At 60.9% G+C, this 20,374-nt stretch carries 16 protein-coding genes and 1 pseudogene; 10 read left to right on the top strand and 7 right to left on the bottom strand.

Features of this window, described 5'->3' with window-relative positions; genetic code table 11:
* Window positions 1-18 precede the first annotated feature (18 nt).
* The 3 genes and pseudogenes from fes to entF all read left to right on the top strand — a co-directional run.
* Window positions 19-1,230: pseudogene (gene fes / locus ABIE11_RS09775) on the top strand (enterochelin esterase); the annotation flags it as partial.
* A 36-nt stretch (window positions 1,231-1,266) separates the two neighbouring features.
* A complete protein-coding gene (locus ABIE11_RS09770) occupies window positions 1,267-1,479 on the top strand; it encodes an MbtH family protein (protein ID WP_100777279.1) in 213 nt (70 codons plus the stop codon).
* The gene (entF, locus tag ABIE11_RS09765; protein WP_429184400.1) at window positions 1,476-5,351 is read left to right on the top strand and encodes an enterobactin non-ribosomal peptide synthetase EntF; all 3,876 of its coding nucleotides are present in this window, start codon (window positions 1,476-1,478) and stop codon (window positions 5,349-5,351) included. The genes ABIE11_RS09770 and entF overlap by 4 nt, the downstream gene beginning before the upstream one ends.
* 48 nt (window positions 5,352-5,399) lie before the next feature.
* On the opposite strand, the gene fepC is transcribed toward entF, so the two are convergent.
* From fepC to fepD, 3 genes are read right to left on the bottom strand one after another with little or no spacing between them, the layout of a single operon-like run.
* Complete coding sequence (gene fepC, locus ABIE11_RS09760; RefSeq protein WP_100777277.1) at window positions 5,400-6,200, bottom strand: iron-enterobactin ABC transporter ATP-binding protein; 801 nt, start codon at window positions 6,198-6,200, stop codon at window positions 5,400-5,402.
* Window positions 6,197-7,189 (bottom strand): iron-enterobactin ABC transporter permease, encoded by a 993-nt coding sequence (fepG, locus tag ABIE11_RS09755; protein ID WP_429184399.1) that lies wholly within the window; start codon window positions 7,187-7,189, stop codon window positions 6,197-6,199. The genes fepC and fepG overlap by 4 nt, the downstream gene beginning before the upstream one ends.
* Window positions 7,186-8,190, bottom strand: a complete 1,005-nt coding sequence (gene fepD / locus ABIE11_RS09750) for a Fe(3+)-siderophore ABC transporter permease (RefSeq protein WP_123429307.1) — start codon at window positions 8,188-8,190, stop codon at window positions 7,186-7,188. The genes fepG and fepD overlap by 4 nt, the downstream gene beginning before the upstream one ends.
* Window positions 8,191-8,301: 111 nt before the next feature.
* Between fepD and entS the strand changes: the two genes are divergently transcribed.
* Window positions 8,302-9,546, top strand: a complete 1,245-nt coding sequence (gene entS / locus ABIE11_RS09745; protein ID WP_429184398.1) for an enterobactin transporter EntS — start codon at window positions 8,302-8,304, stop codon at window positions 9,544-9,546.
* A 49-nt stretch (window positions 9,547-9,595) separates the two neighbouring features.
* On the opposite strand, the gene fepB is transcribed toward entS, so the two are convergent.
* Window positions 9,596-10,555 (bottom strand): Fe2+-enterobactin ABC transporter substrate-binding protein, encoded by a 960-nt coding sequence (gene fepB, locus ABIE11_RS09740; RefSeq protein ID WP_429184397.1) that lies wholly within the window; start codon window positions 10,553-10,555, stop codon window positions 9,596-9,598.
* 189 nt (window positions 10,556-10,744) lie between these two features.
* Here fepB and entC point away from each other — a divergent pair, with 189 nt between their 5' ends.
* The 5 genes from entC to entH are packed head-to-tail and all read left to right on the top strand — an operon-like array spanning window position 10,745 to window position 15,574.
* On the top strand, window positions 10,745-11,920 hold the full coding sequence (gene entC, locus ABIE11_RS09735; protein ID WP_429184396.1) for an isochorismate synthase EntC: 1,176 nt from the start codon (window positions 10,745-10,747) through the stop codon (window positions 11,918-11,920).
* Between the two features lie 9 nt (window positions 11,921-11,929).
* Complete coding sequence (entE, locus tag ABIE11_RS09730) at window positions 11,930-13,540, top strand: (2,3-dihydroxybenzoyl)adenylate synthase EntE (RefSeq protein ID WP_429184395.1); 1,611 nt, start codon at window positions 11,930-11,932, stop codon at window positions 13,538-13,540.
* Window positions 13,541-13,550: 10 nt separating this feature from the next.
* The gene (locus ABIE11_RS09725; protein WP_231276295.1) at window positions 13,551-14,405 is read left to right on the top strand and encodes an isochorismatase; all 855 of its coding nucleotides are present in this window, start codon (window positions 13,551-13,553) and stop codon (window positions 14,403-14,405) included.
* The gene (entA, locus tag ABIE11_RS09720) at window positions 14,405-15,160 is read left to right on the top strand and encodes a 2,3-dihydro-2,3-dihydroxybenzoate dehydrogenase EntA (RefSeq protein WP_429184394.1); all 756 of its coding nucleotides are present in this window, start codon (window positions 14,405-14,407) and stop codon (window positions 15,158-15,160) included. The genes ABIE11_RS09725 and entA overlap by 1 nt, the downstream gene beginning before the upstream one ends.
* On the top strand, window positions 15,161-15,574 hold the full coding sequence (gene entH, locus ABIE11_RS09715; RefSeq protein ID WP_100777268.1) for a proofreading thioesterase EntH: 414 nt from the start codon (window positions 15,161-15,163) through the stop codon (window positions 15,572-15,574).
* Between the two features lie 53 nt (window positions 15,575-15,627).
* Here the strand turns inward: entH and ABIE11_RS09710 are convergent, their stop codons facing one another.
* The 3 genes from ABIE11_RS09710 to ABIE11_RS09700 are packed head-to-tail and all read right to left on the bottom strand — an operon-like array spanning window position 15,628 to window position 17,937.
* Entirely contained in the window at window positions 15,628-16,740 is a 1,113-nt protein-coding gene (locus tag ABIE11_RS09710; protein WP_429184393.1) for a M20 family metallopeptidase, read from the bottom strand.
* A gap of 13 nt (window positions 16,741-16,753) precedes the next feature.
* Complete coding sequence (locus tag ABIE11_RS09705; protein WP_100777266.1) at window positions 16,754-17,218, bottom strand: YjiG family protein; 465 nt, start codon at window positions 17,216-17,218, stop codon at window positions 16,754-16,756.
* On the bottom strand, window positions 17,215-17,937 hold the full coding sequence (locus tag ABIE11_RS09700; RefSeq protein ID WP_100777265.1) for a nucleoside recognition domain-containing protein: 723 nt from the start codon (window positions 17,935-17,937) through the stop codon (window positions 17,215-17,217). Before ABIE11_RS09700 ends, ABIE11_RS09705 begins: the two co-directional genes overlap by 4 nt.
* 291 nt (window positions 17,938-18,228) lie before the next feature.
* On the opposite strand from ABIE11_RS09700, the gene cstA reads away from it, so the two are divergent.
* The gene (gene cstA / locus ABIE11_RS09695) at window positions 18,229-20,334 is read left to right on the top strand and encodes a pyruvate/proton symporter CstA (RefSeq protein WP_100777264.1); all 2,106 of its coding nucleotides are present in this window, start codon (window positions 18,229-18,231) and stop codon (window positions 20,332-20,334) included.
* Window positions 20,335-20,374 lie beyond the last annotated feature (40 nt).

Raw genomic sequence — 20,374 nt, 5'->3', positions numbered from 1 at the left:
CGCGAAAAACATGAGGTTAAACGGGTGACGGCGCTAACAACGGGAAGTGATGCCTGGTGGCAGTCAAAAAAAGGGCCGGAAGCGGTCCGCGAAGGGGATAATTATCGTGTCACTTTCTGGTGGCGCGATCCCGGCGGAACGCAACTCACCTCGACGGTGCAGCGGGTGTGGATCTACATCACCGGCGTCACGGATCACCATCAAAATGCGCGTCCCCAGTCGCTCACGCGCCTTCCCGACACCGACGTCTGGCAGTGGCAGGGGGAATTCAGCCCTGAGTGGCGCGGCAGCTACTGTTTTATTCCCTCCGATAACGCCCAGGATTTCGACGAAACCGTCTTCACCGCCGACGCGCCCGATCGCATGGCGCTGCGTGAGGGCTGGCGCAAACTGCTGCCAAACGCGATTGCCGATCCGCTGAATGCCCAGAGCTGGCGCGGCGGACGCGGCCATCCGGTGTCGGCGCTGGAGATGCCGAATGCGCCCGTTCAGCCAGGCTGGAGTCATCCCGAAACGCCGTATTCTGCGCCGCACTGCATTCAGTGGTACAGCCCGCGTCTGGGGAATTCGCGCCGGGTGTGGATCTTCACCACGGGCGAGGAGAGCGCAGCCGAGCGCCCGCTGGCAATTCTTCTCGATGGCCAGTTTTGGGCTGAAAGTATGCCTGTCTGGCCCGCCCTGACGGCGCTGACAAACGAGGGGCAACTGCCTCCTGCGGTCTACGTGCTCATTGATGTGATCGATACCGCCCATCGCAGCCGCGAGCTGCCCTGCAACCCCGATTTCTGGCTGGCGGTGCAGGAAGAATTACTCCCGCAGATTCACGCCATCGCGCCGTTCAGCCCGCGAGCTGACCACACGGTCGTCGCCGGGCAAAGCTTTGGCGGCCTGTCCTCTCTGTACGCCGGGCTTAACTGGCCGCAGCGTTTTGGCTGCGTGCTCAGCCAGTCGGGCTCCTACTGGTGGCCGCATCGCGGCGCGCAGCAGGACGGGCTGCTTATCGAACAACTCAAAGCGGGTGAAAAATCCGCGCAAAACCTTCGCATCGTTCTTGAGGCGGGCCAGCGCGAGCCGCTGATTTTCCGGGCCAATCAGGCCATTTACGCCCAACTACAACACACACAGCAGTCGATTTTCTGGCGTCAGGTTGACGGCGGACATGATGCGCTTTGCTGGCGTGGCGGGCTGACGCAGGGGCTTATCACCCTCTGGCAGCCACTCATTCACTAACGCCAGGCAGGCGATTTTTTTCGACAGGAGTTTGGTATGGAATTCAGTAATCCCTTCGACAATCCGCAAGGGCAGTTCTCTGTGTTGCAAAACGAAAACGGTCAGTACAGCCTGTGGCCCGCGCAGTGCGCACAGCCTGCGGGCTGGCGTGAAGTGTGCGCCCCGCAATCCCAGGAGGCCTGCCAGCACTGGCTGGCAGAAAACTGGCAGACGCTGATCCCGTCCTTTTTTGCCGAGGAGAACGTATGAGCACGCATCTTCCTCTCGTGGCCGCCCAGCCGGGTATCTGGATGGCAGAACAGCTCTCCACGCTGCCTAATGCCTGGAGCGTGGCGCACTACGTTGAACTGAAAGGCGAAATTAACGCGCCGCTGCTGGCGAAAGCGATTGTCGAAGGCATGATGCAAGCCGACACGCTGCGCACGCGCTTTAGCGAAGACAACGGCGAAGTGTGGCAGTGGATCGATGACGCCATGACGTTCGCCGAGCCGCAACGGGTCGATCTGCGCGACAGCGTCGATCCCCATGCCGCCGCCGTGGCGCTGATGGAGGCCGATCTTCAGCAAAACCTGCGCGTCGAGAGCGGCCAGCCGCTGGCGTTTCAGTGCCTGATTCAGGTAGATAATCACCGCTGGTACTGGTATCAGCGCTATCACCACTTAGTGGTTGATGGCTTCAGTTTCCCGGCGATTACCCGCCAGATCGCCGCCATTTACGCAGCCTGGTCGAAAGGCGAGCCGACACCGCCCACGCCGTTCACACCTTTTGCCGAGGTGGTGGAAGAGTATCAGCGCTATCGCGACAGCGACGCCTTTCAGCGCGACGGCGCATTCTGGGCCGAGCAGCGTAAACAGCTGCCGCCGCCCGTTTCGCTCTCCCCCGTGCCGCTGCCGGGGCGTGCTGCCACGACCGATATTTTACGCCTGAAGCTGGTCGCCGATCGTCGCGCGTTTAGCCAACTGACGGCCTCCTGCCCGCAGGTGCAGCGCACGGATCTGGCCCTCGCGCTGGTGGCCCTGTGGCTCGGGCGTTTAACCGGACGCATGGACTACGCGGCGGGCTTTATCTTTATGCGTCGCATGGGATCGGCGGCGCTCACCGCCACCGGCCCGGTGCTGAACGTGCTGCCGATGGCGGTCAACATTAACCCGCAGGACACGTTGCCGGAGCTGGCCCTGCGCCTGGCGAATCAGCTGAAAAAGATGCGCCGCCATCAGCGTTACGACGCCGAGCAGATTGTGCGCGACAGCGGTCGTGCCGCAGGAGACGAAGCGCTGTTTGGCCCGGTGCTGAACGTGAAGGTCTTTGATTATCAGCTGGATATTGATGGCGTTGAGGCTGTCACCCATACGCTGGCGACCGGCCCGGTGAACGATCTCGAACTGGCGCTGTTCCCGGACGAGCAGGGCGGTTTGAGCATTGAAATTCTGGCGAACAAACAGCGCTATGACCAGGCAACGCTCACCCGCCACGTGGCGCGCCTGAATGCGCTGATGGCGCAGTTTTCCGCCAATCCGGCACTCGGCTGCGGCGAGGCGGAAACCGTCTCGGAAGCGGAGTATCAGCAGCTGGCGCAGATCAACGACACCGGCGTGATGCTCAAGGCGACCACCCTGAGCGCGCTGGTGGCGGAACAGGCGCACAAAACGCCGGACGCCCCGGCGCTGGCGGATGCCCACCATGCGCTGAGCTATCGTCAGACGCGCGAGCAGGTCATCGCGCTGGCGACGCTGCTGCGTGAACGCGGGGTTAAACCCGGTGACAGCGTGGCGGTGGCATTGCCGCGTTCGGTCTTCCTGACTCTGGCGCTGCATGGGATTGTCGAGGCCGGAGCCGCCTGGCTGCCGCTCGATACGGGTTATCCCGACGACCGTCTGCGGATGATGCTGGAAGATGCGCGCCCATCGCTGCTCATCACCACCGACGATCAGCTCCCGCGCTTTAGCGACGTGCCGGGCCTTGATAGCCTGTGCTACGACGCGCTGCTGCCTGCGAACGGCAGTGAACCGCTGAATCTGAGCACGCCGGAACAGACGGCCTATATTATTTTCACCTCCGGTTCGACCGGACGTCCAAAAGGGGTGATGGTCGGGCAAACCGCCATCGTTAACCGCCTGCTTTGGATGCAAAACCACTACCCGCTGGGCGCGCAGGATGTGGTCGCACAGAAAACGCCGTGCAGCTTTGACGTCTCCGTGTGGGAGTTCTGGTGGCCGTTTATTGCCGGGGCAAAACTGGTGATGGCCGAACCGGACGCCCACCGCGATCCGCTGGCGATGCAGCACTTCTTTGCCCACTACGGCGTGACCACCACGCACTTTGTGCCGTCGATGCTGGCGGCATTTGTCGCCTCGTTAACGCCGGAAAATGCACATTGTTGCGCGAGTCTGAAGCAGGTGTTCTGCAGCGGGGAAGCGCTGCCGACAGATCTGTGCCGCGAGTGGGAAGTGCTCACGCACGCGCCGCTGCATAACCTGTATGGCCCGACGGAAGCGGCAGTGGACGTGAGCTGGTATCCGGCCTTTGGCGACGCGCTGGCGGCGGTGTCAGGCAACAGCGTGCCGATTGGTTTCCCGGTGTGGAATACCGGCCTGCGGATTCTGGACGCCATGATGCGCCCGGTGCCGTTCGGGGTGGCGGGCGATCTCTATCTGACGGGCATCCAGCTGGCGCAGGGCTATCTGGGTCGTCCGGATCTGACCGCCAGTCGCTTTATCGCCGATCCTTTTGCGCCGGGCGAGCGGATGTATCGTACCGGTGATGTCGCCCGCTGGCTGGACAACGGCGCGGTGGAATACCTCGGGCGTAGCGACGATCAGCTAAAAATTCGCGGCCAGCGTATTGAGCTGGGTGAAATCGACCGCGCGATGCAGGCGCTGCCTGACGTGGCGCAGGCGGTGGCCCATGCCTGCGTCTTTAATCAGGCGGCCGCCACGGGTGGCGATGCGCGCCAACTGGTGGGTTACGTCGTTTCCGAATCCGGCCTGCCGCTGGATCGCGATGCGCTGCTCGAAGCACTCAAAGCGCAGCTTCCGCCGCATATGGTGCCGGTGGTGCTGCTGCAAATCAGCGAACTGCCCCTGAGTGCCAACGGGAAGCTCGACCGCAAAGCACTGCCGCTGCCGGAGTTAACCAGCAAAGCTTCGGGCCGCGCGCCGGAATCGGACACTGAAATTGCAGTGGCGCAGGCGTTCTCCTCGCTACTCGGCTGCGAAGTAAATGATATCGAAGCGGATTTCTTTGCCCTCGGCGGCCACTCGCTGCTGGCGATGCGTCTCGCGGCGCAGCTCAGTCGTGCGTTCTCCCGCAAAGTCACGCCGGGGCAGATTATGGTCGCCTCGACGGTTAATCAGCTCAGCACGCTGCTGGAGTCGACCATCAGCGACGAGCAGGCTCAGCGTCTGGGGTACGAAACCCTCCTTCCGCTGCGCCAAAGTACGGGCCCGACGCTGTTCTGCTTCCATCCTGCGTCCGGTTTTGCCTGGCAGTTCAGCGTGCTGGCGCGCTACCTCAGCCCGCGCTGGTCAATTACCGGTATCCAGTCGCCAAGGCCAGATGGCCCGATGGCGCAGGGCGCGACGCTCGATGCGGTGATCGAACATCATCTGCAGACGCTACGCACTCAGCAGCCGAAGGGACCCTACTATCTGTTCGGGTACTCGCTCGGCGGAACGCTTGCACAGGGTATCGCGGCACGTCTGCGTGAGCAGGGCGAAGCGGTGGCGTTCCTCGGCCTGCTGGATACCTGGCCGCCGGAGACGCAAAACTGGGCGGAAAAAGAGGCTAACGGGCTGGACCCGGAAGTGCTGGCAGAGATCGAACGCGAGCGCGAAGCGTTCATGGCGGCCCAGCAGGGGCAGGCGTCCGGCGAGCTGTTTAGCGCTATCGAAGGGAACTACGCCGATGCGGTGCGACTGCTGACCACGGCCCACAGTTCACGCTTTGACGGCAAAGCGACGCTGTTTGTCGCCGAACGCACGCGCACCATGGACCCGCAGCAGGCGTGGGCCCCGTGGGTGAGTGAGCTGGAGGTCTATCGCCAGGATTGCGCCCACGTGGATATTATCTCTCCGCAGGCGTTTGAGCAGATTGGGCCGGTGTTGAAGGGCATTTTAGGGTAAGCACCGGTTTCTGCCCTCTTCTCAGGGAGAGGGCAGAAATGAGAGGAGTCAGACCGCGCGTTTCCCCAACGGTACCACCAGCGGCGTACCCGCCACCGGATCGTCAATAATCATGCAGCGCATGCCGTAAATCCGCTCGATAAGCTCCGGCGTGACAATCTCTTTCGGCGCTCCTTGCGCCACAATCTTCCCGTCGCGCAGGGCAATCAGGTGCGTGGCGTAGCGGCACGCCTGGTTGAGGTCGTGCAAAACTGCCGCGAGCGTATACCCCTGGGTGCGATTCAGATCGCTCAGCAGTTCCAGTAGATCAATCTGATGGCTGATGTCCAGCCAGGTAGTCGGCTCGTCGAGCAGCATGATCGCGGTTTCCTGCGCCAGCACCATCGCAATCCACGCGCGCTGCCGCTGGCCGCCGGACAGCGTATCGACACTCTGCGTCGCCAGATCCGTAATGCCTGTCGCCTGCATCGCGCGCGCAACGGCCTCTTCATCCTCTTTGCGCCAGCGGGTAAACAGCGGCTGATGCGGATAGCGTCCGCGAGCCACCAGCTCGTGCACCGTGATATCCCCCGGCGTGGTGGCGTTTTGCGCCAGCAGACCAATCCGACGCGCGACCTCTTTGCTGGCAAAACTCTGGATCTGCTCGCCGTCGAGAAACACGCTGCCGTGCTGGGGCGTCATTAGGCGGCTCAGGGTGCGCAGCAGGGTCGATTTTCCGCAGCCGTTCGGGCCGATAATCGCCGTGAAATGGCCGTCAGGAATCGAGACGCTCAGGTCGTCGACCACGATTTTTTTACCGTAGCCGAGGGTCAGTTTTTCGCCGCGCAAGCGGGAGGTGATGGCATTCATTTCTTGCGGGACTCCTGGACTAACAAGACGATGAGGTAAATCCCGCCAAGACTGACGGTCACCACGCCCACCGGAAGTTGATAAGGCATAAACAGCTGCTGGGCGCAAAGATCGGCGGCCAGTAAAAGTAATGCGCCGCACAGGGCTGCCTGGGTTACGCCCCAGCGCGCGGTGCCGCTGATGCGTCGCGCAATGTGCGGAGCGACCAGAGCAATAAACGAAATTGGGCCAGCGATGGCGGTGGAGGCGGCGGTTAATACCACGGCGACCAGCATCAGGGTCAGGCGCGAACGCTCCACGCTGACGCCCAGCGCACAGGCGCTGTCATCGCCCATCTCCAGCAGCCGCATTCGGCGCACCAGCAGCCAGGCACAGATAAACATCAGGGCGATAATCGGCGTGGCGGGCAGGGTTTTGGCCCACGTCAGGCCGTTGAGCGAACCGGCGTTCCACAACCCCGCAGAGAGGGACGTTTCCAGCGAGGCGTGCAGCAACAGCCAGGTGTTGAAGGCCATCAGCATGGCGCGAATGCCGATGCCGATAATGATCAGGCGGAAGGTTTCGATGCCGTTGCGCCAGGCGAGCGCCCAGACTAACAGCGAGGTGAGAATACCGCCTGCCATCGCCGCAAACGCAATCGCCGTCAGATGCTGACCAAACAGCACCATCGCCACCAGCACGCCGCTCCACGCCCCGGTGTTGAAGCCCATCACGTCCGGGCTGCCGAGCGGGTTACGCAGCAGAGACTGGAAAATTGCGCCGCTCACACCCAGCGCGGCGCCGACCAGAATCGCCATTATCACGCGCGGCAGACGCCACTCCGTCACCACCATGGTGATATTGCGCGGTGCGCTGCCGGTGAGGGCGTTAAACACCTGGCTGAAATCGAGGGTCACGGCGCCGCTGCGCAGACTCCAGACGGCAATCAGCAGGCTGGCGGCCACCAGCAGCAGGCAGGAGAAAACTAAACGTCGGGACGGGGCCATCACAGGGCACCTCCGCGCTGGCGTCGAACCAGGAAAATCAGCACCGGCGCGCCGATAAAGGCGCTGACCACCGAGACGCGCAGTTCGCCCGGTACCAGCACGCGGCCCAGAATATCGGCAAACAGCAGCAGCGTCGGCGTAGCGAGCAGCGTGACCGGCAGCAACCAGCGGTGATCGGACCCGACAATCCAGCGCGCCATGTGCGGCATCATCAGGCCAATAAAGGCAATCGGGCCGACGACTGCCGTTGCGCTGCCGCACAGCACGGTGATCGCCAGTAAACCGAGCAGCTGCGTACGCGCCACGCGGCTGCCGAGCGCGGTGGCGGTATCTGTTCCGAGACTCAGGCTGTTCAGCGCTCGGCTGGAGAAGAGCGCGATGGCGGCGGCGATCAGCACCGGCAGCGTCACCACTTTCAGGGTTTGTAGCGTGCGAATATCCAGCGAACCGGCCTGCCAGAAGCGCAGCTGATCCCAGACGTCCGGGTTGAGCAGGGCGATGCCGCTGGACAGACCTTCGAGTACCGCGCCGAGCGCCACGCCCGCCAGCGTCAGACGGACCGGGCTAAGCTGGCCGCCGCCCTGGCTGCCGGTAAAGGCCACCAGCAAGGACGCGGCGAGGGCGCCGCAGAAGGCCATCAGCAGTTGTTCGCCGGGGGAGGAAAAACCAAACAGCGCCGCGCCGAGGACGATAGCAAAACTGGCACCGGCGTTAACGCCGAGAATACCCGGGTCGGCGAGGGGATTGCGGGTCAGGGTTTGCATCAGCGCACCGGCGAGGCCAAGCGCCGCACCGGCCAGCAGCCCGGCAAGGGTGCGCGGCAGACGGGCGTCCAGCACAATAATGCAGTCTGCGCGTTGGCAGGTACCGGACAGGGCATCGACGATCGTGGATGCGGGCAGCGGTTTCGCGCCAACCAGCAGGCTGAGTGCAACAGCAAGAATGAGTAACAACAATAAAACGGGCACGGCAGCGGCGCGCACCGTCAAAGAGGAAGACGACATAGCAACATCCATGATTTGATAATGATAGTAATTATCGTTATCTATCTTATTTGGCTATGTTAGCATGTGCGGCCATGGAATTGGTAGAAAGTTAGACCACAAGGCCTTGTCATGAATCAAAAATCCTGGCTGCTCAACCTCAGCCTGCTGAAAACGCATCCGGCGTTTCGCGCCGTGTTTATCGCCCGTTTTATCTCCATTTTATCCCTTGGCCTGCTTGGCGTCGCCGTTCCGGTGCAGATCCAGGCCATGACTCACTCCAGCTGGCTGGTCGGGCTTTCCGTCACATTGACGGGCAGCGCAATGTTTATCGGCCTGATGGTCGGCGGCGTGCTGGCGGACCGCTACGAGCGTAAAAAACTGATCCTGCTGGCGCGCGGCACCTGCGGCGTGGGCTTCGTCGGGCTGTGCCTGAACGCCTTGCTGCCGGAGCCGTCGCTTATCGCCATTTACGCGTTAGGGCTGTGGGATGGATTCTTTGCCTCGCTGGGCGTGACGGCACTGCTGGCGGCGACACCGGCCTTGGTTGGGCGTGAAAATCTGATGCAGGCCGGGGCGATCACGATGCTCACCGTGCGCTTGGGTTCGGTGATTTCGCCGATGGTCGGCGGCCTGCTGCTGGCGACCGGGAATGTTGCCTGGAACTACGGCCTGGCGGCGGCGGGGACCTTTATTACCACGCTCACCTTGCTGCGTCTGCCGCTGTTGCCCCCTCCGCCGCAGCCGCGCGAACACCCGTTAAAATCACTGATGGCGGCGATCCGTTTTCTGTTCAGCAATCCACTGATTGGCGGGATCGCCCTCCTCGGCGGGCTGCTGACGATGGCGAGCGCGGTGCGCGTGCTTTATCCGGCGCTGGCGATAGAGTGGCAGATGAGCGCCTCGCAGATCGGCCTGCTGTACGCGGCGATCCCGCTCGGTGCGGCGTTTGGCGCCCTGACCAGCGGCAATCTGGCACACAGCGCGCGGCCTGGACTGATCATGTTGTCGGCGACGCTGGCATCGTTTATCGCCATTGCTTTCTTTAGCCTGATGCCATTCTGGGCGCTGGGCGTGGTGTGTCTGGCGCTGTTTGGCTGGCTGAGTGCGGTGAGTTCTTTGCTGCAATACACCCTGATTCAGACCCAGACGCCGGAAGGCATGCTCGGGCGGATCAACGGCCTGTGGACCGCGCAGAACGTGACGGGCGATGCAATTGGCGCGGCGATTTTAGGCGGGCTGGGGGTGATTATGACCCCGGTTGCGTCGGCGAGCAGCAGCGGTTTTGTGTTGGCCATTGTCGGGGTGATTTTATTGACGACGCTGGCAGAGTTACGCCGGTTCCGTCAGGAACCCGTTGTGATTGAAGAAGTATAAAATGCAGTGCCCGGTCAGGTGTAACCGCCACCGGGCACAACCGTCTTCGCTATTTGAATAACACCTCTAAACGCTGCAACACCAGCATCGCACTGTAGTAATCCAGGCGGAAGGTCTCCGTGCCGAGCGCCCAGACGCGTTTGTTTTGCACCGCCGGCAGATGGGCCAGCAGCGGGTTAGCGTAAATCGCATCCACATCTTTCTGGTCACCCGCAAACAAGAACAACCCTTGCCCGTTCAGACCCGTCGCCAGGTTTTCACCGCCCAGCTGGATAATATCGTGGCGTTGGCCCTGGCTTTTGGACGTGTGTAGCCCGGCAGGCAGTTCAGCCAGCTGGAAGCCGAGCTGTTGCAGGAATTTGCCCTGCGCCGATTCGGTTGTCCACAGGTTCGCGCTGTGCGCAGCGGCGGTGTAGACGATGGCGTTTACCGGCTGTGGCGGCAGCTTCATTTTCTGTTTCACCTGCGCCAGCTGCGTGTCGAATTCTGCGATGCGGGCGGCAGCCTGCTTTTCCTGCCCGGTGATCGTGCCGAGCTGCGTCAGCAGCTCCTGCCAGCTTTTATCGTCGTAGTTAATCACCAGTGTCGGCGCGATAGCTGAAAGCTGATCGTACAGTGCGAGGGCTGAATCGCCGCCGGTGGCGCTGATCAGGATCAGATCCGGCATTTGTGCGGCCACGGCTTCTGCGCTCGGTTCGCCGATATAGAGGCGAGAGAGTTTGCGTGCTTTGGCGATATCGCCCCACTGGCGCATAAAGCCCTGCGCATCCGCCACGCGGTTGTTAGGGGTGGTGGCACCGCTGGCAATGACCGGCGCGTCAATCGCCAGCAGCGAGCCGGTGAGGGTCACGCTGGTGGAAACAATGCGGGTCGGTTTGCTTTCGAGGGTGTGCGTACCGTGGCTGTCGCTCACCTGACGCGGCCAGTCGGCGGCGGTGGCTGAGGTTAGTCCTAAAACAAAAAGTCCTGCGAAAAGCAGGGTTTGACGACAAACGGCAGGGAGTTTCACAAAGCGGCATCCTGTTTTTGTTGAGGTTAATGCTTCTCATTTTCATGAATGCGCCGAAGGGATGCAAGCGATAGTCGCACAAGATGCGCTGTCGGCGGTTGACACCGTCGCGCTCTGCTATTAGGTTAGCCATCGAAAATATAAATGATAATTATTCGTACTGCGTTTATCATTTTTAAGGAGGATGATATGGATACGTCATTGGCTGAGGAAGTTCAGCACACCGCGACCACGCTGCAATCAGACAGCTTTTTCTTTATGTCGCCTTATCGCAGTTTTACCACGTCAGGCTGTTTTGCCCGTTTTTCTGAATCCGCCGTTGGCGGCGACGATCCGGCAGGTGCCTTCCAGCAAAAGCTGGCGCAGGCGTTTCAGCATGCCAAAGACAGCGGAATAAGCCATCCGATTATGGTCGGCGCTATTCCGTTCGATACCCGCAAACCGTCGTCACTGTTTATTCCGCAAAACTGGCAGATCTTTTCCCGCCCGGCGCGACAAAAATCCGCGCGCTATCTACCAGGGGCGCAGGAGCTGTCCGTCACCCGACGCACCGAAATCCCACCTCAGCCCGTTTTCGAAGAGATGGTGGCCCGCGCCGCTGCGCTCACCGCTACGCCGCAGGTCAATAAAGTGGTGCTGTCGCGCCTGATTGATATCGCCGCTGACCAGAAGATTGACAGCGGGGCGCTGCTTGAGCGCCTGATCGCACAGAACCCGGCGAGTTTTAACTTCCACGTGCCGCTCGAAGACGGCGGCGTGCTGCTGGGCGCAAGCCCAGAGCTGCTGCTGCGCAAAGAGGGGGCGCATTTTAGCTCTCTGCCGCTGGCCGGTTCCGCGCGTCGTCAGCCGGACGACATGCTGGATCGCGAAGCCGGAAACAAGCTGCTGGCCTCAGAAAAAGATCGCCACGAGCATGACCTGGTCACGCAGGCGATGAAAACCGTGCTCGAAAAACGCAGCCATCATCTGACCATGCCCTCTTCGCCGCAGCTGGTGACGACGCCGACGCTCTGGCATCTGGCGACGCCGGTGGAGGGCGAAGCGCACGACAACGAAAATGCCCTGACGCTGGCCTGCCTGCTACACCCGACGCCCGCCCTGAGCGGTTTCCCGCATCAGGCGGCGAAACAGCTGATCGCGGAGCTGGAGCCGTTCGATCGCGAACTGTTTGGCGGCATCGTCGGCTGGTGCGACAGCGAAGGTAACGGCGAGTGGGTGGTGACGATCCGCTGCGCGCGCATTCATCAGAATTCTGTTCGCCTGTTCGCGGGCGCGGGCATTGTCCCGGCCTCTTCACCGGTCGGTGAGTGGCGCGAAACCGGGGTGAAACTCTCCACCATGCTGAACGTTTTTGGTCTGCACTGAGGAACCATCATGAGCATTCCCTTTACCCGCTGGCCCGAAGACTTTGCCCGGCGCTACCGCGAAAAAGGCTACTGGCAGGATCTGCCTCTGACCGATATTTTGACCCGCCACGCCGGGAGCGAGGCGACGGCGATTATTGACGGCGAGCGTCAGTACACTTATCGACAGTTCCATCAGGCCGTGAACAATCTTGCCTCCGCGTTGCAGGCGCAGGGCGTGAAACGCGGTGAAACGGCGCTGGTGCAGCTCGGCAATGTCGCCGAGTTTTACGTGACCTTCTTCGCGCTGCTGCAGGTGGGCGTTGCGCCCGTAAATGCCCTGTTCAGCCATCAGCGCAGCGAACTGAACGCCTACGCCGCGCAGATTGAACCGGTGCTGCTGATTGCCGATCGCCAGCACGCGCTGTTCGCGGGCGATGAATTCCTGAATACCTTTCTCGACCAGCACCGCTCCGTGCGCGTGGTGTTGCTGCGCGGCGATACGGGCGAACATGCGCTGGAAGCCGCGATTGCGCGCCCGGCCGATAACTTTATCGCCAGCCCAACTCCGGCCGACGAAGTGGCCTTTTTCCAGCTCTCCGGCGGCAGTACCGGCACGCCGAAGCTCATCCCGCGCACGCACAACGATTACTACTACAGCATTCGTCGCAGCAACGAGATTTGCGCCATCAACAGCCAGACGCGCTATCTGAACGCGCTGCCTGCCGCGCATAACTACGCCATGAGTTCCCCTGGTTCCCTTGGCGTGTTCCTCGCGGGTGGCTGCGTGGTGCTGGCCAACGATCCGAGCGCCACGCTCTGCTTCCCGCTGATCGAAAAACATCAGATTAACGTCACCTCGCTGGTGCCTCCGGCGGTCAGCCTGTGGCTGCAGGCGATTGCCGAAGGGGCGGGCAATGCACAGCTCGCCTCGCTGGCGCTGCTGCAGGTGGGCGGGGCGCGTTTGTCTGCGACCCTTGCCGCACGTATTCCGGCGGAGATTGGCTGCCAGCTGCAGCAGGTGTTTGGCATGGCGGAAGGGCTGGTGAACTACACGGCGCTCGACGATTCCCCGGAAAAAATCATGAACACCCAGGGCCGTCCGATGTGTCCGGACGATGAAGTGTGGGTGGCCGATGAACAGGGCAATCCTCTGCCACGCGGCGAAGTGGGACGTCTGATGACGCGCGGGCCGTACACGTTCCGTGGCTATTTCAACAGCCCGGAGCATAACGCCAGCGCCTTTGACGCCGACGGTTTTTACTGCTCCGGCGATCTGATCGCCATCGATGAACAGGGTTACATCACCGTTCAGGGGCGCGAAAAAGATCAGATCAACCGCGGGGGCGAGAAGATTGCCGCCGAAGAGATCGAAAACCTGCTTCTGCGCCACGACGCGGTCATTCATGCGGCGCTCGTCAGCATGGAAGACAGCCTGCTCGGCGAAAAAAGCTGTGCGTATCTGGTGGTGAAAACCCCGCTGCGGGCGGTGGAGGTGCGGCGTTTCCTGCGTGAGCAGGGCGTGGCGGATTTTAAGCTGCCGGATCGTGTCGAGAGCGTGGATGCGCTGCCGCTGACGCCGGTAGGAAAAGTGGACAAGAAACAATTGCGCCTGTGGCTGGCCGAACGCGCCCAGGGCTGAGGAGTTAAAAATGGCAATTCCAAAATTAACCGGTTATGCGCTGCCAACGGCGGCCGATCTGCCAGACAACAAAGTGAGCTGGGCGTTTGAGCCGGAGCGTGCGGCGCTGCTGATCCACGATATGCAGGAATATTTCCTCAACTTCTGGGGCGATAACTGCCCGATGATGGAGCAAGTGGTGGCGAACATCGCCCAACTGCGCGATTACTGCAAAAAGCACAACATTCCGGTCTACTACACCGCGCAGCCGAAAGAGCAGAGCGATGAAGATCGCGCCCTGCTGAACGACATGTGGGGACCGGGCCTGACCCGTTCACCGGAGCAGCAGCGCATTGTCGCGGCGCTAACCCCGGACGAAGCCGATACGGTGCTGGTGAAATGGCGCTACAGCGCGTTCCACCGCTCGCCGCTGGAACAGATGCTGAAAGAGACGGGCCGCAATCAGCTGCTGATCACCGGTGTCTACGCGCACATCGGCTGTATGACGACCGCGACCGATGCTTTCATGCGTGATATCAAACCGTTCTTTATCGCTGACGCACTGGCCGATTTCAGCCGCGAAGAGCACCTGATGTCCCTCAAATACGTGGCGGGCCGAACCGGTCGCGTGGTGATGACTGACGAACTGCTGCCGTCCGTGCCGGCAAGCAAAGCGGCCCTGCGTGCCGTCGTGCTGCCGCTGCTGGATGAATCCGACGAGCCGATGGATGACGAGAACCTGATCGATTACGGTCTGGACTCCGTGCGCATGATGGCTCTCGCAGCCCGCTGGCGCAAAGTGCATGGCGATATCGACTTCGTGATGCTGGCGAAAAACCCGACCATTGATGCCTGGTGGGCACTGCTTTCCCGCGAGGTGAAGTGATGGCCGGATTCGATTTTACCGGCAAAACCGTCTGGGTGACGGGGGCCGGAAAGGGCATCGGGTACGCCACGGCGCGGGCCTTTGTGGACGCGGGGGCACGGGTGACGGGCTTTGATCTCGCTTTTCCCGAGCAGGATTACCCGTTTACCACTGAAGTGCTGAACGTGGCGGATGCTACCGAGGTGAACGAGGTTTGCGGGCGCGTGCTGGCGACCATCGATCGCCTCGACGTGCTGGTTAACGCGGCAGGGATTTTGCGCATGGGGGCGACGGATCAGCTCTCGCAGGACGACTGGCAGCAGACTTTTGCGGTTAACGTCGGTGGGGCGTTCAATTTGTTCCAGCAGACGATGGGCCAGTTCCGCCGTCAGCAGGGCGGGACGATTGTGACGGTCGCCTCTGACGCTGCGCATACGCCGCGCATCGGCATGAGCGCATATGGCGCGTCGAAAGCGGCGCTGAAAAGCCTGGCCCTGACGGTCGGGCTGGAGCTGGCAAGCAGCGGCGTGCGCTGCAATATTGTCTCGCCTGGCTCGACGGATACGGACATGCAACGCACATTGTGGGTGAGCGACGACGCCGAGCAGCAGCGCATTCGTGGATTTGGCGAGCAGTTTAAGCTTGGCATTCCGCTGGGTAAAATCGCGCGTCCTCATGAAATTGCCAACACCATTCTGTTCCTCGCCTCGGATCTGGCCAGCCACATCACGCTGCAGGATATCGTGGTGGATGGCGGCTCAACGCTGGGGGCGTAAATGATCTGGAAACGTCATTTGTCCCTCGAAGAGCTGAACGCCACCAGTCACAACACCATGGTGGCGCACCTCGGGATGGTTTACACGCGTATCGGTGACGACACGCTGGAAGCGGAAATGCCGGTCGATGCGCGAACGCATCAGCCGTTTGGTCTGCTGCACGGCGGGGCTTCGGCGGCGCTGGCGGAGACGCTCGGTTCAATGGCCGGTTTTCTGATGACCCGCGACGGGCAAAACGTGGTGGGTACGGAGTTGAATGCCACCCATCATCGCGCTGTGTCACAGGGCAAAGTGCGCGGTGTGTGTCAGCCGCTGCACCTGGGGCGTCAGAACCAAAGCTGGGAGATCGCGATCTTTGACGAGCAGGGGCGGCGCTGCTGTACCTGCCGGTTAAGTACGATGGTGCTCGGGTAATTTGGTTGCGTGGGATTGCCCGGTAAGCGTACAGCCACCGGGCAATCTTCGTCTTACAGCATTGAAATCACCCGCTTTAACAGGCGAATGCGTGGCTCAATCGAGGCTTTATCCAGCCACTCGGCAGGGCTATGGAAACCGGCACCGATCGGCCCGAAGCCGTCGAGAGTCGGAATGCCGAGCGCTGCCGTATGGTTGGCATCGCTGCCTCCGCCCACGGCCTGCCAGGTGATATCGATACCTTCCTCTTTGCCAGCCTTTTCCACCTGCCGCATCAGCGCCTGAGTCGCTTCGCTGGCCGCCATTGCAGGCTTGTGATTAACGCGGGTAAGCGTGGTCGTCACTCCCTTCAAAAAACCGTTTTCGCACAGGGCGGTGAGCGCACGATGCACACGGGTGTCTTCGTCATTTTCCCAGAAACGCACATCAAGCTCCGCGACGGCGCTATCCGCCACCACGTTTGCCGCGCTTCCGCCGTTGATCACCCCGACGTTGAGGGTGGTGCCGCGATCCCAGTCTGCCAGGGCATTGATGGCAATAACGCTGTTAGCGAGGGCGGTGATCGCCGAACGGCCTTTCTCCGGGTCGTTCCCCGCGTGCGCCGCCACGCCGCTAAACGTCAGATGATATCCGGCCATCCCTTTACGGGCTTTCACCAGTGAACCGTCGGCGCGGGCGGCTTCGCACACCAGCACGCAGCGGGCGCGTTTCGCCAGTCCGCCGATCCATTCGTGAGAGTAAACTGAGCCGGTCTCTTCGTCCGGATTCATCGCCACGGCAATAGAAAGGCGCGCTTTGTCGGCGGCATCCAGTTCGCGCATCGCCCACAGAATATTGAGTAACCCGCTTTTCATGTCCGAGACGCCCGGCCCGTACAGACGAGTACCATCCTCGCTCATCGGGCGCTCCGCGACGGTACCCGGCGCAAAGACCGTATCCAGATGGCCCACCAGCAGGACATCCAGCTTTTCTGCGTCGGGTTTGTTGCAGACCAGCACGCCAGGACCGACCTGCTCGCCTAGATTCACCCGCTCGGTGTGCCAGCCCTCCTGCTGCCACAGTGATTCCATAATGCCGGCAACGGTGGCAACGCCTGCCAGAGTCTGGGTCCCGCAGTCTACGTTCACCAGGGTTTTCAGTTCGTTGATGTAATGGTCAAGATTCATGGTTCCATCCTGTTCAGAGAATAATGCGCATCAGCAGCATGGCTAAGAAGGCGTTGATGACCGAAATGGCAATCATCAGAGGAATACGTTTGGCGCGGGTTCCGATCACGCCAAGAATGCGGCCCAGATACTGGACCTGAGAACCCATCAGATAGATGGCCGGGGCGAGGATCGCCAAATGTTCGCCGCTCAGAATGCCTTTATCAAACAAGCCGATAGCGACGCCAATACCGCCGCCCATCGACATCCAGCCGCCAATCAGCACTGCGGCCGCTTCACCCGGCAGGCCGAACAGCCCCATCAGCGGGGCGAAAATCATCCCCAGCCCTTTGAGTGCGCCGGTGATCTCCAGCGCTTTAATGATGATAAAAGCCATCACCACGTTCGGCAGGGTGCTGCTGGTGGCGATGCTCCAGCCTTTACGCGCGCCCTCAACAAAAACATCGGTAATGACGGGATTGGATTGCGGTGCACTCATGAGGCTTCTCCTTCTGCCTGTTGGGCCACGGCGGCTTTGTTACCGGTGAGTAAGAGGATCAGGCGCAGGATGTTGGCGCCGACGATTTTCATGATGAACATCACGGCGACACAGGTGCCGATGGAGGTCGGGACGGCGGCGGTGCCGTCTATCGCGATCAGGGTGAATAAAATGGCGCCGGAGGAGAAGAAGTTGGTGATCATCGCCCCGGCCGAGAACTGGAACATTGCAAAGACGTCTTTCTCGTTTTCGCTGATTTGCCCTTCATCGGCAAGATTACGGGTGAGCGACGCGCCGACATCGGTGCTTTGCAGGCTGCCGATCAGCGCCAGCCCGGTGGTGCCCGGAATGCCAATCAGCGGGCGCAGCAGAGGCGTCAGCAGTTTACGCGCCGCCCGCAGCGCGCCGTAATGTTCCAGCACGTTGATCATGCCGAGTGCGAACATCACCGCCGGAATCAGCCCCAGCGCAAACAGAAACCCGTCCATCGCGCCGCTGCCGCCGGTACCGCGAAAGGCGCTGGTCGCCGTGGTCAGGGTACCGTCTTCGAGGCTGGCTTTACTGACCACTTTGCCGAATGCCCCGTTGAGCGTGGTGAAATCAAACACGCCGTACCACTCTTTTCCCCCTAACAGGCCGGAGAAGAAAACGGCGGCGAAAGCCAGCGCAAAATAGGCGCCGGGCCCTACCTTATAGTCCTGAGGTATTGAACTTTTCATATCCTTTTCCTTGTTAACGTGCGAATACACAAGGGTATTTTGTTGATTATTTGCTCAGATAAGATGATTCAAATCATTTCGACAGGGGGCTTTGCCAGGAAAAAACCAAAAATGTGACGGGGGAGGAGAGAGGAAATCGCACGCGGAAGGCACGAAAGTGATCCGCTTAACACTGTGGCGTAAATATCTGGTTTGACCACACATTATTGCGTTTCAGAGTTGTTAAATTTTAAGCAGTGATCTAGAAAAAAAATGTAACATCTCACTGTTTCACGCTAACGGACAACAACTATGAACAACTCAGGGAAATACCTCATCTGGGCAGTGCTCTCCGTTGTGGGCGCATTTGCTCTGGGCTATATCGCCCTCAACCGTGGTGAACAGATCAATGCGCTATGGATTGTCGTCGCTTCCGTCTGCATTTATCTGATCGCGTATCGTTTTTACGGGCGCTTTATTGCTGACAAAGTGTTGGCGGTAGATGGCACGCGCATGACACCTGCGGTTCGTCATAATGACGGGCTGGACTACGTACCGACGGATAAAAAAGTGCTGTTCGGCCACCATTTTGCGGCGATTGCCGGGGCGGGGCCGCTCGTCGGGCCGGTGCTGGCGGCGCAGATGGGCTATCTCCCTGGGATGATCTGGATCCTCGCGGGCGTGGTGCTGGCCGGTGCGGTGCAGGATTTTATGGTGCTGTTCGTCTCGACCCGCCGCGACGGGCGCTCGCTCGGTGAGCTGGTGAAAGAGGAGATGGGCGCAACGGCCGGAGTGATCGCCCTGATCGCCACCTTTATGATCATGGTGATCATTCTGGCGGTGCTGGCGATGATTGTGGTGAAAGCCCTGACCCACAGCCCGTGGGGAACGTACACCGTGGCCTTTACCATCCCGCTGGCGATTTTCATGGGGATCTACATTCGCTATATCCGCCCTGGGCGCATTGGTGAAGTGTCGGTGATTGGTCTGTTCTTCCTGGTCTTCGCGATTATCTCCGGCGGCTGGGTAGCGGAAAGCCCGACCTGGGCACCGTACTTTGACTTTACTGGCGTGCAGCTGACCTGGATGCTGGTGGGTTACGGTTTTGTGGCGGCGGTTCTGCCGGTCTGGCTGCTGCTGGCACCGCGCGATTACCTCTCCACCTTCCTCAAAATCGGTACGATCGTGGGGCTGGCGATCGGGATTCTGATCATGCGCCCGACCCTGACGATGCCGGCGCTGACCAAATTTATCGACGGCACCGGCCCGGTCTGGACCGGTAACCTGTTCCCGTTCTTGTTCATCACCATCGCCTGTGGTGCCGTCTCCGGCTTCCATGCCTTGATCGCATCAGGTACCACGCCGAAGATGCTGGCCAATGAAAATCAGGCCTGCCTGATTGGCTACGGCGGTATGCTGATGGAGTCCTTCGTCGCGATTATGGCGCTGGTCTCTGCCTGCATTATCGATCCGGGCGTGTACTTTGCGATGAACAGCCCGATGGCGGTGCTGGCGCCGGCCGGAACCGTTGACGTGGTAGCTTCTGCGGCGCAGGTGGTGAGCGGCTGGGGCTTTGCGATTACGCCGGAAACCCTGACCCATATCGCTAACGAAGTGGGGGAACAGTCGATTATCTCCCGTGCAGGTGGTGCGCCGACGCTGGCGGTGGGGATGGCCTATATTCTGCACGGCGCGCTCGGCGGGCTGATGGATGTGTCGTTCTGGTATCACTTCGCCATTCTGTTCGAGGCGCTGTTTATTCTGACGGCGGTGGATGCCGGGACGCGCGCGGCGCGCTTTATGCTGCAGGATCTGCTGGGGGTGATTTCGCCGAACCTCAAACGCACGGATTCGCTACCCGCCAACCTGCTGGCAACGGCGCTGTGCGTGCTGGCGTGGGGTTACTTCCTCCATCAGGGGGTCGTCGATCCGCTCGGCGGGATCAATACCCTGTGGCCGCTGTTCGGTATCGCTAACCAGATGCTGGCAGGCATGGCGCTGATGCTCTGCGCGGTGGTGCTGTTCAAAATGAAGCGTCAGCGTTACGCGTGGGTGGCGCTGCTGCCAACGGCGTGGCTGCTGATCTGCACGCTCACCGCAGGCTGGCAGAAAGCGTTTAGCCCGGACAACAAAGTCGGTTTCCTCGCGATCGCCAATAAATTCCAGGCGATGATCGACAGCGGCAAGATCCCGGCGCAGTATACGGAGTCGCAACTGTCACAGCTGGTGTTTAACAACCGTCTGGATGCTGGGCTGACAATCTTCTTTATGGTGGTGGTTGTGGTGCTGGCGTTGTACTCTCTGAAGACCGCGCTGGCGGCACTGAAAGAAGACAAGCCGACCGCGAAAGAGACGCCATACGAGCCGATGCCAGAAAATCTGGATGAGATTGTGGTTCAGGCAAAAGGGGCACATTAATCATCATGCCGGGTGGGGCTTGCGCTCACCCGGCCTGCTA

The organism is Lelliottia sp. 489 (assembly GCF_050435885.1).
Lineage (GTDB): Bacteria > Pseudomonadota > Gammaproteobacteria > Enterobacterales > Enterobacteriaceae > Enterobacter > Enterobacter nimipressuralis.
This window is presented reverse-complemented; position numbering and strand designations above follow the sequence as displayed.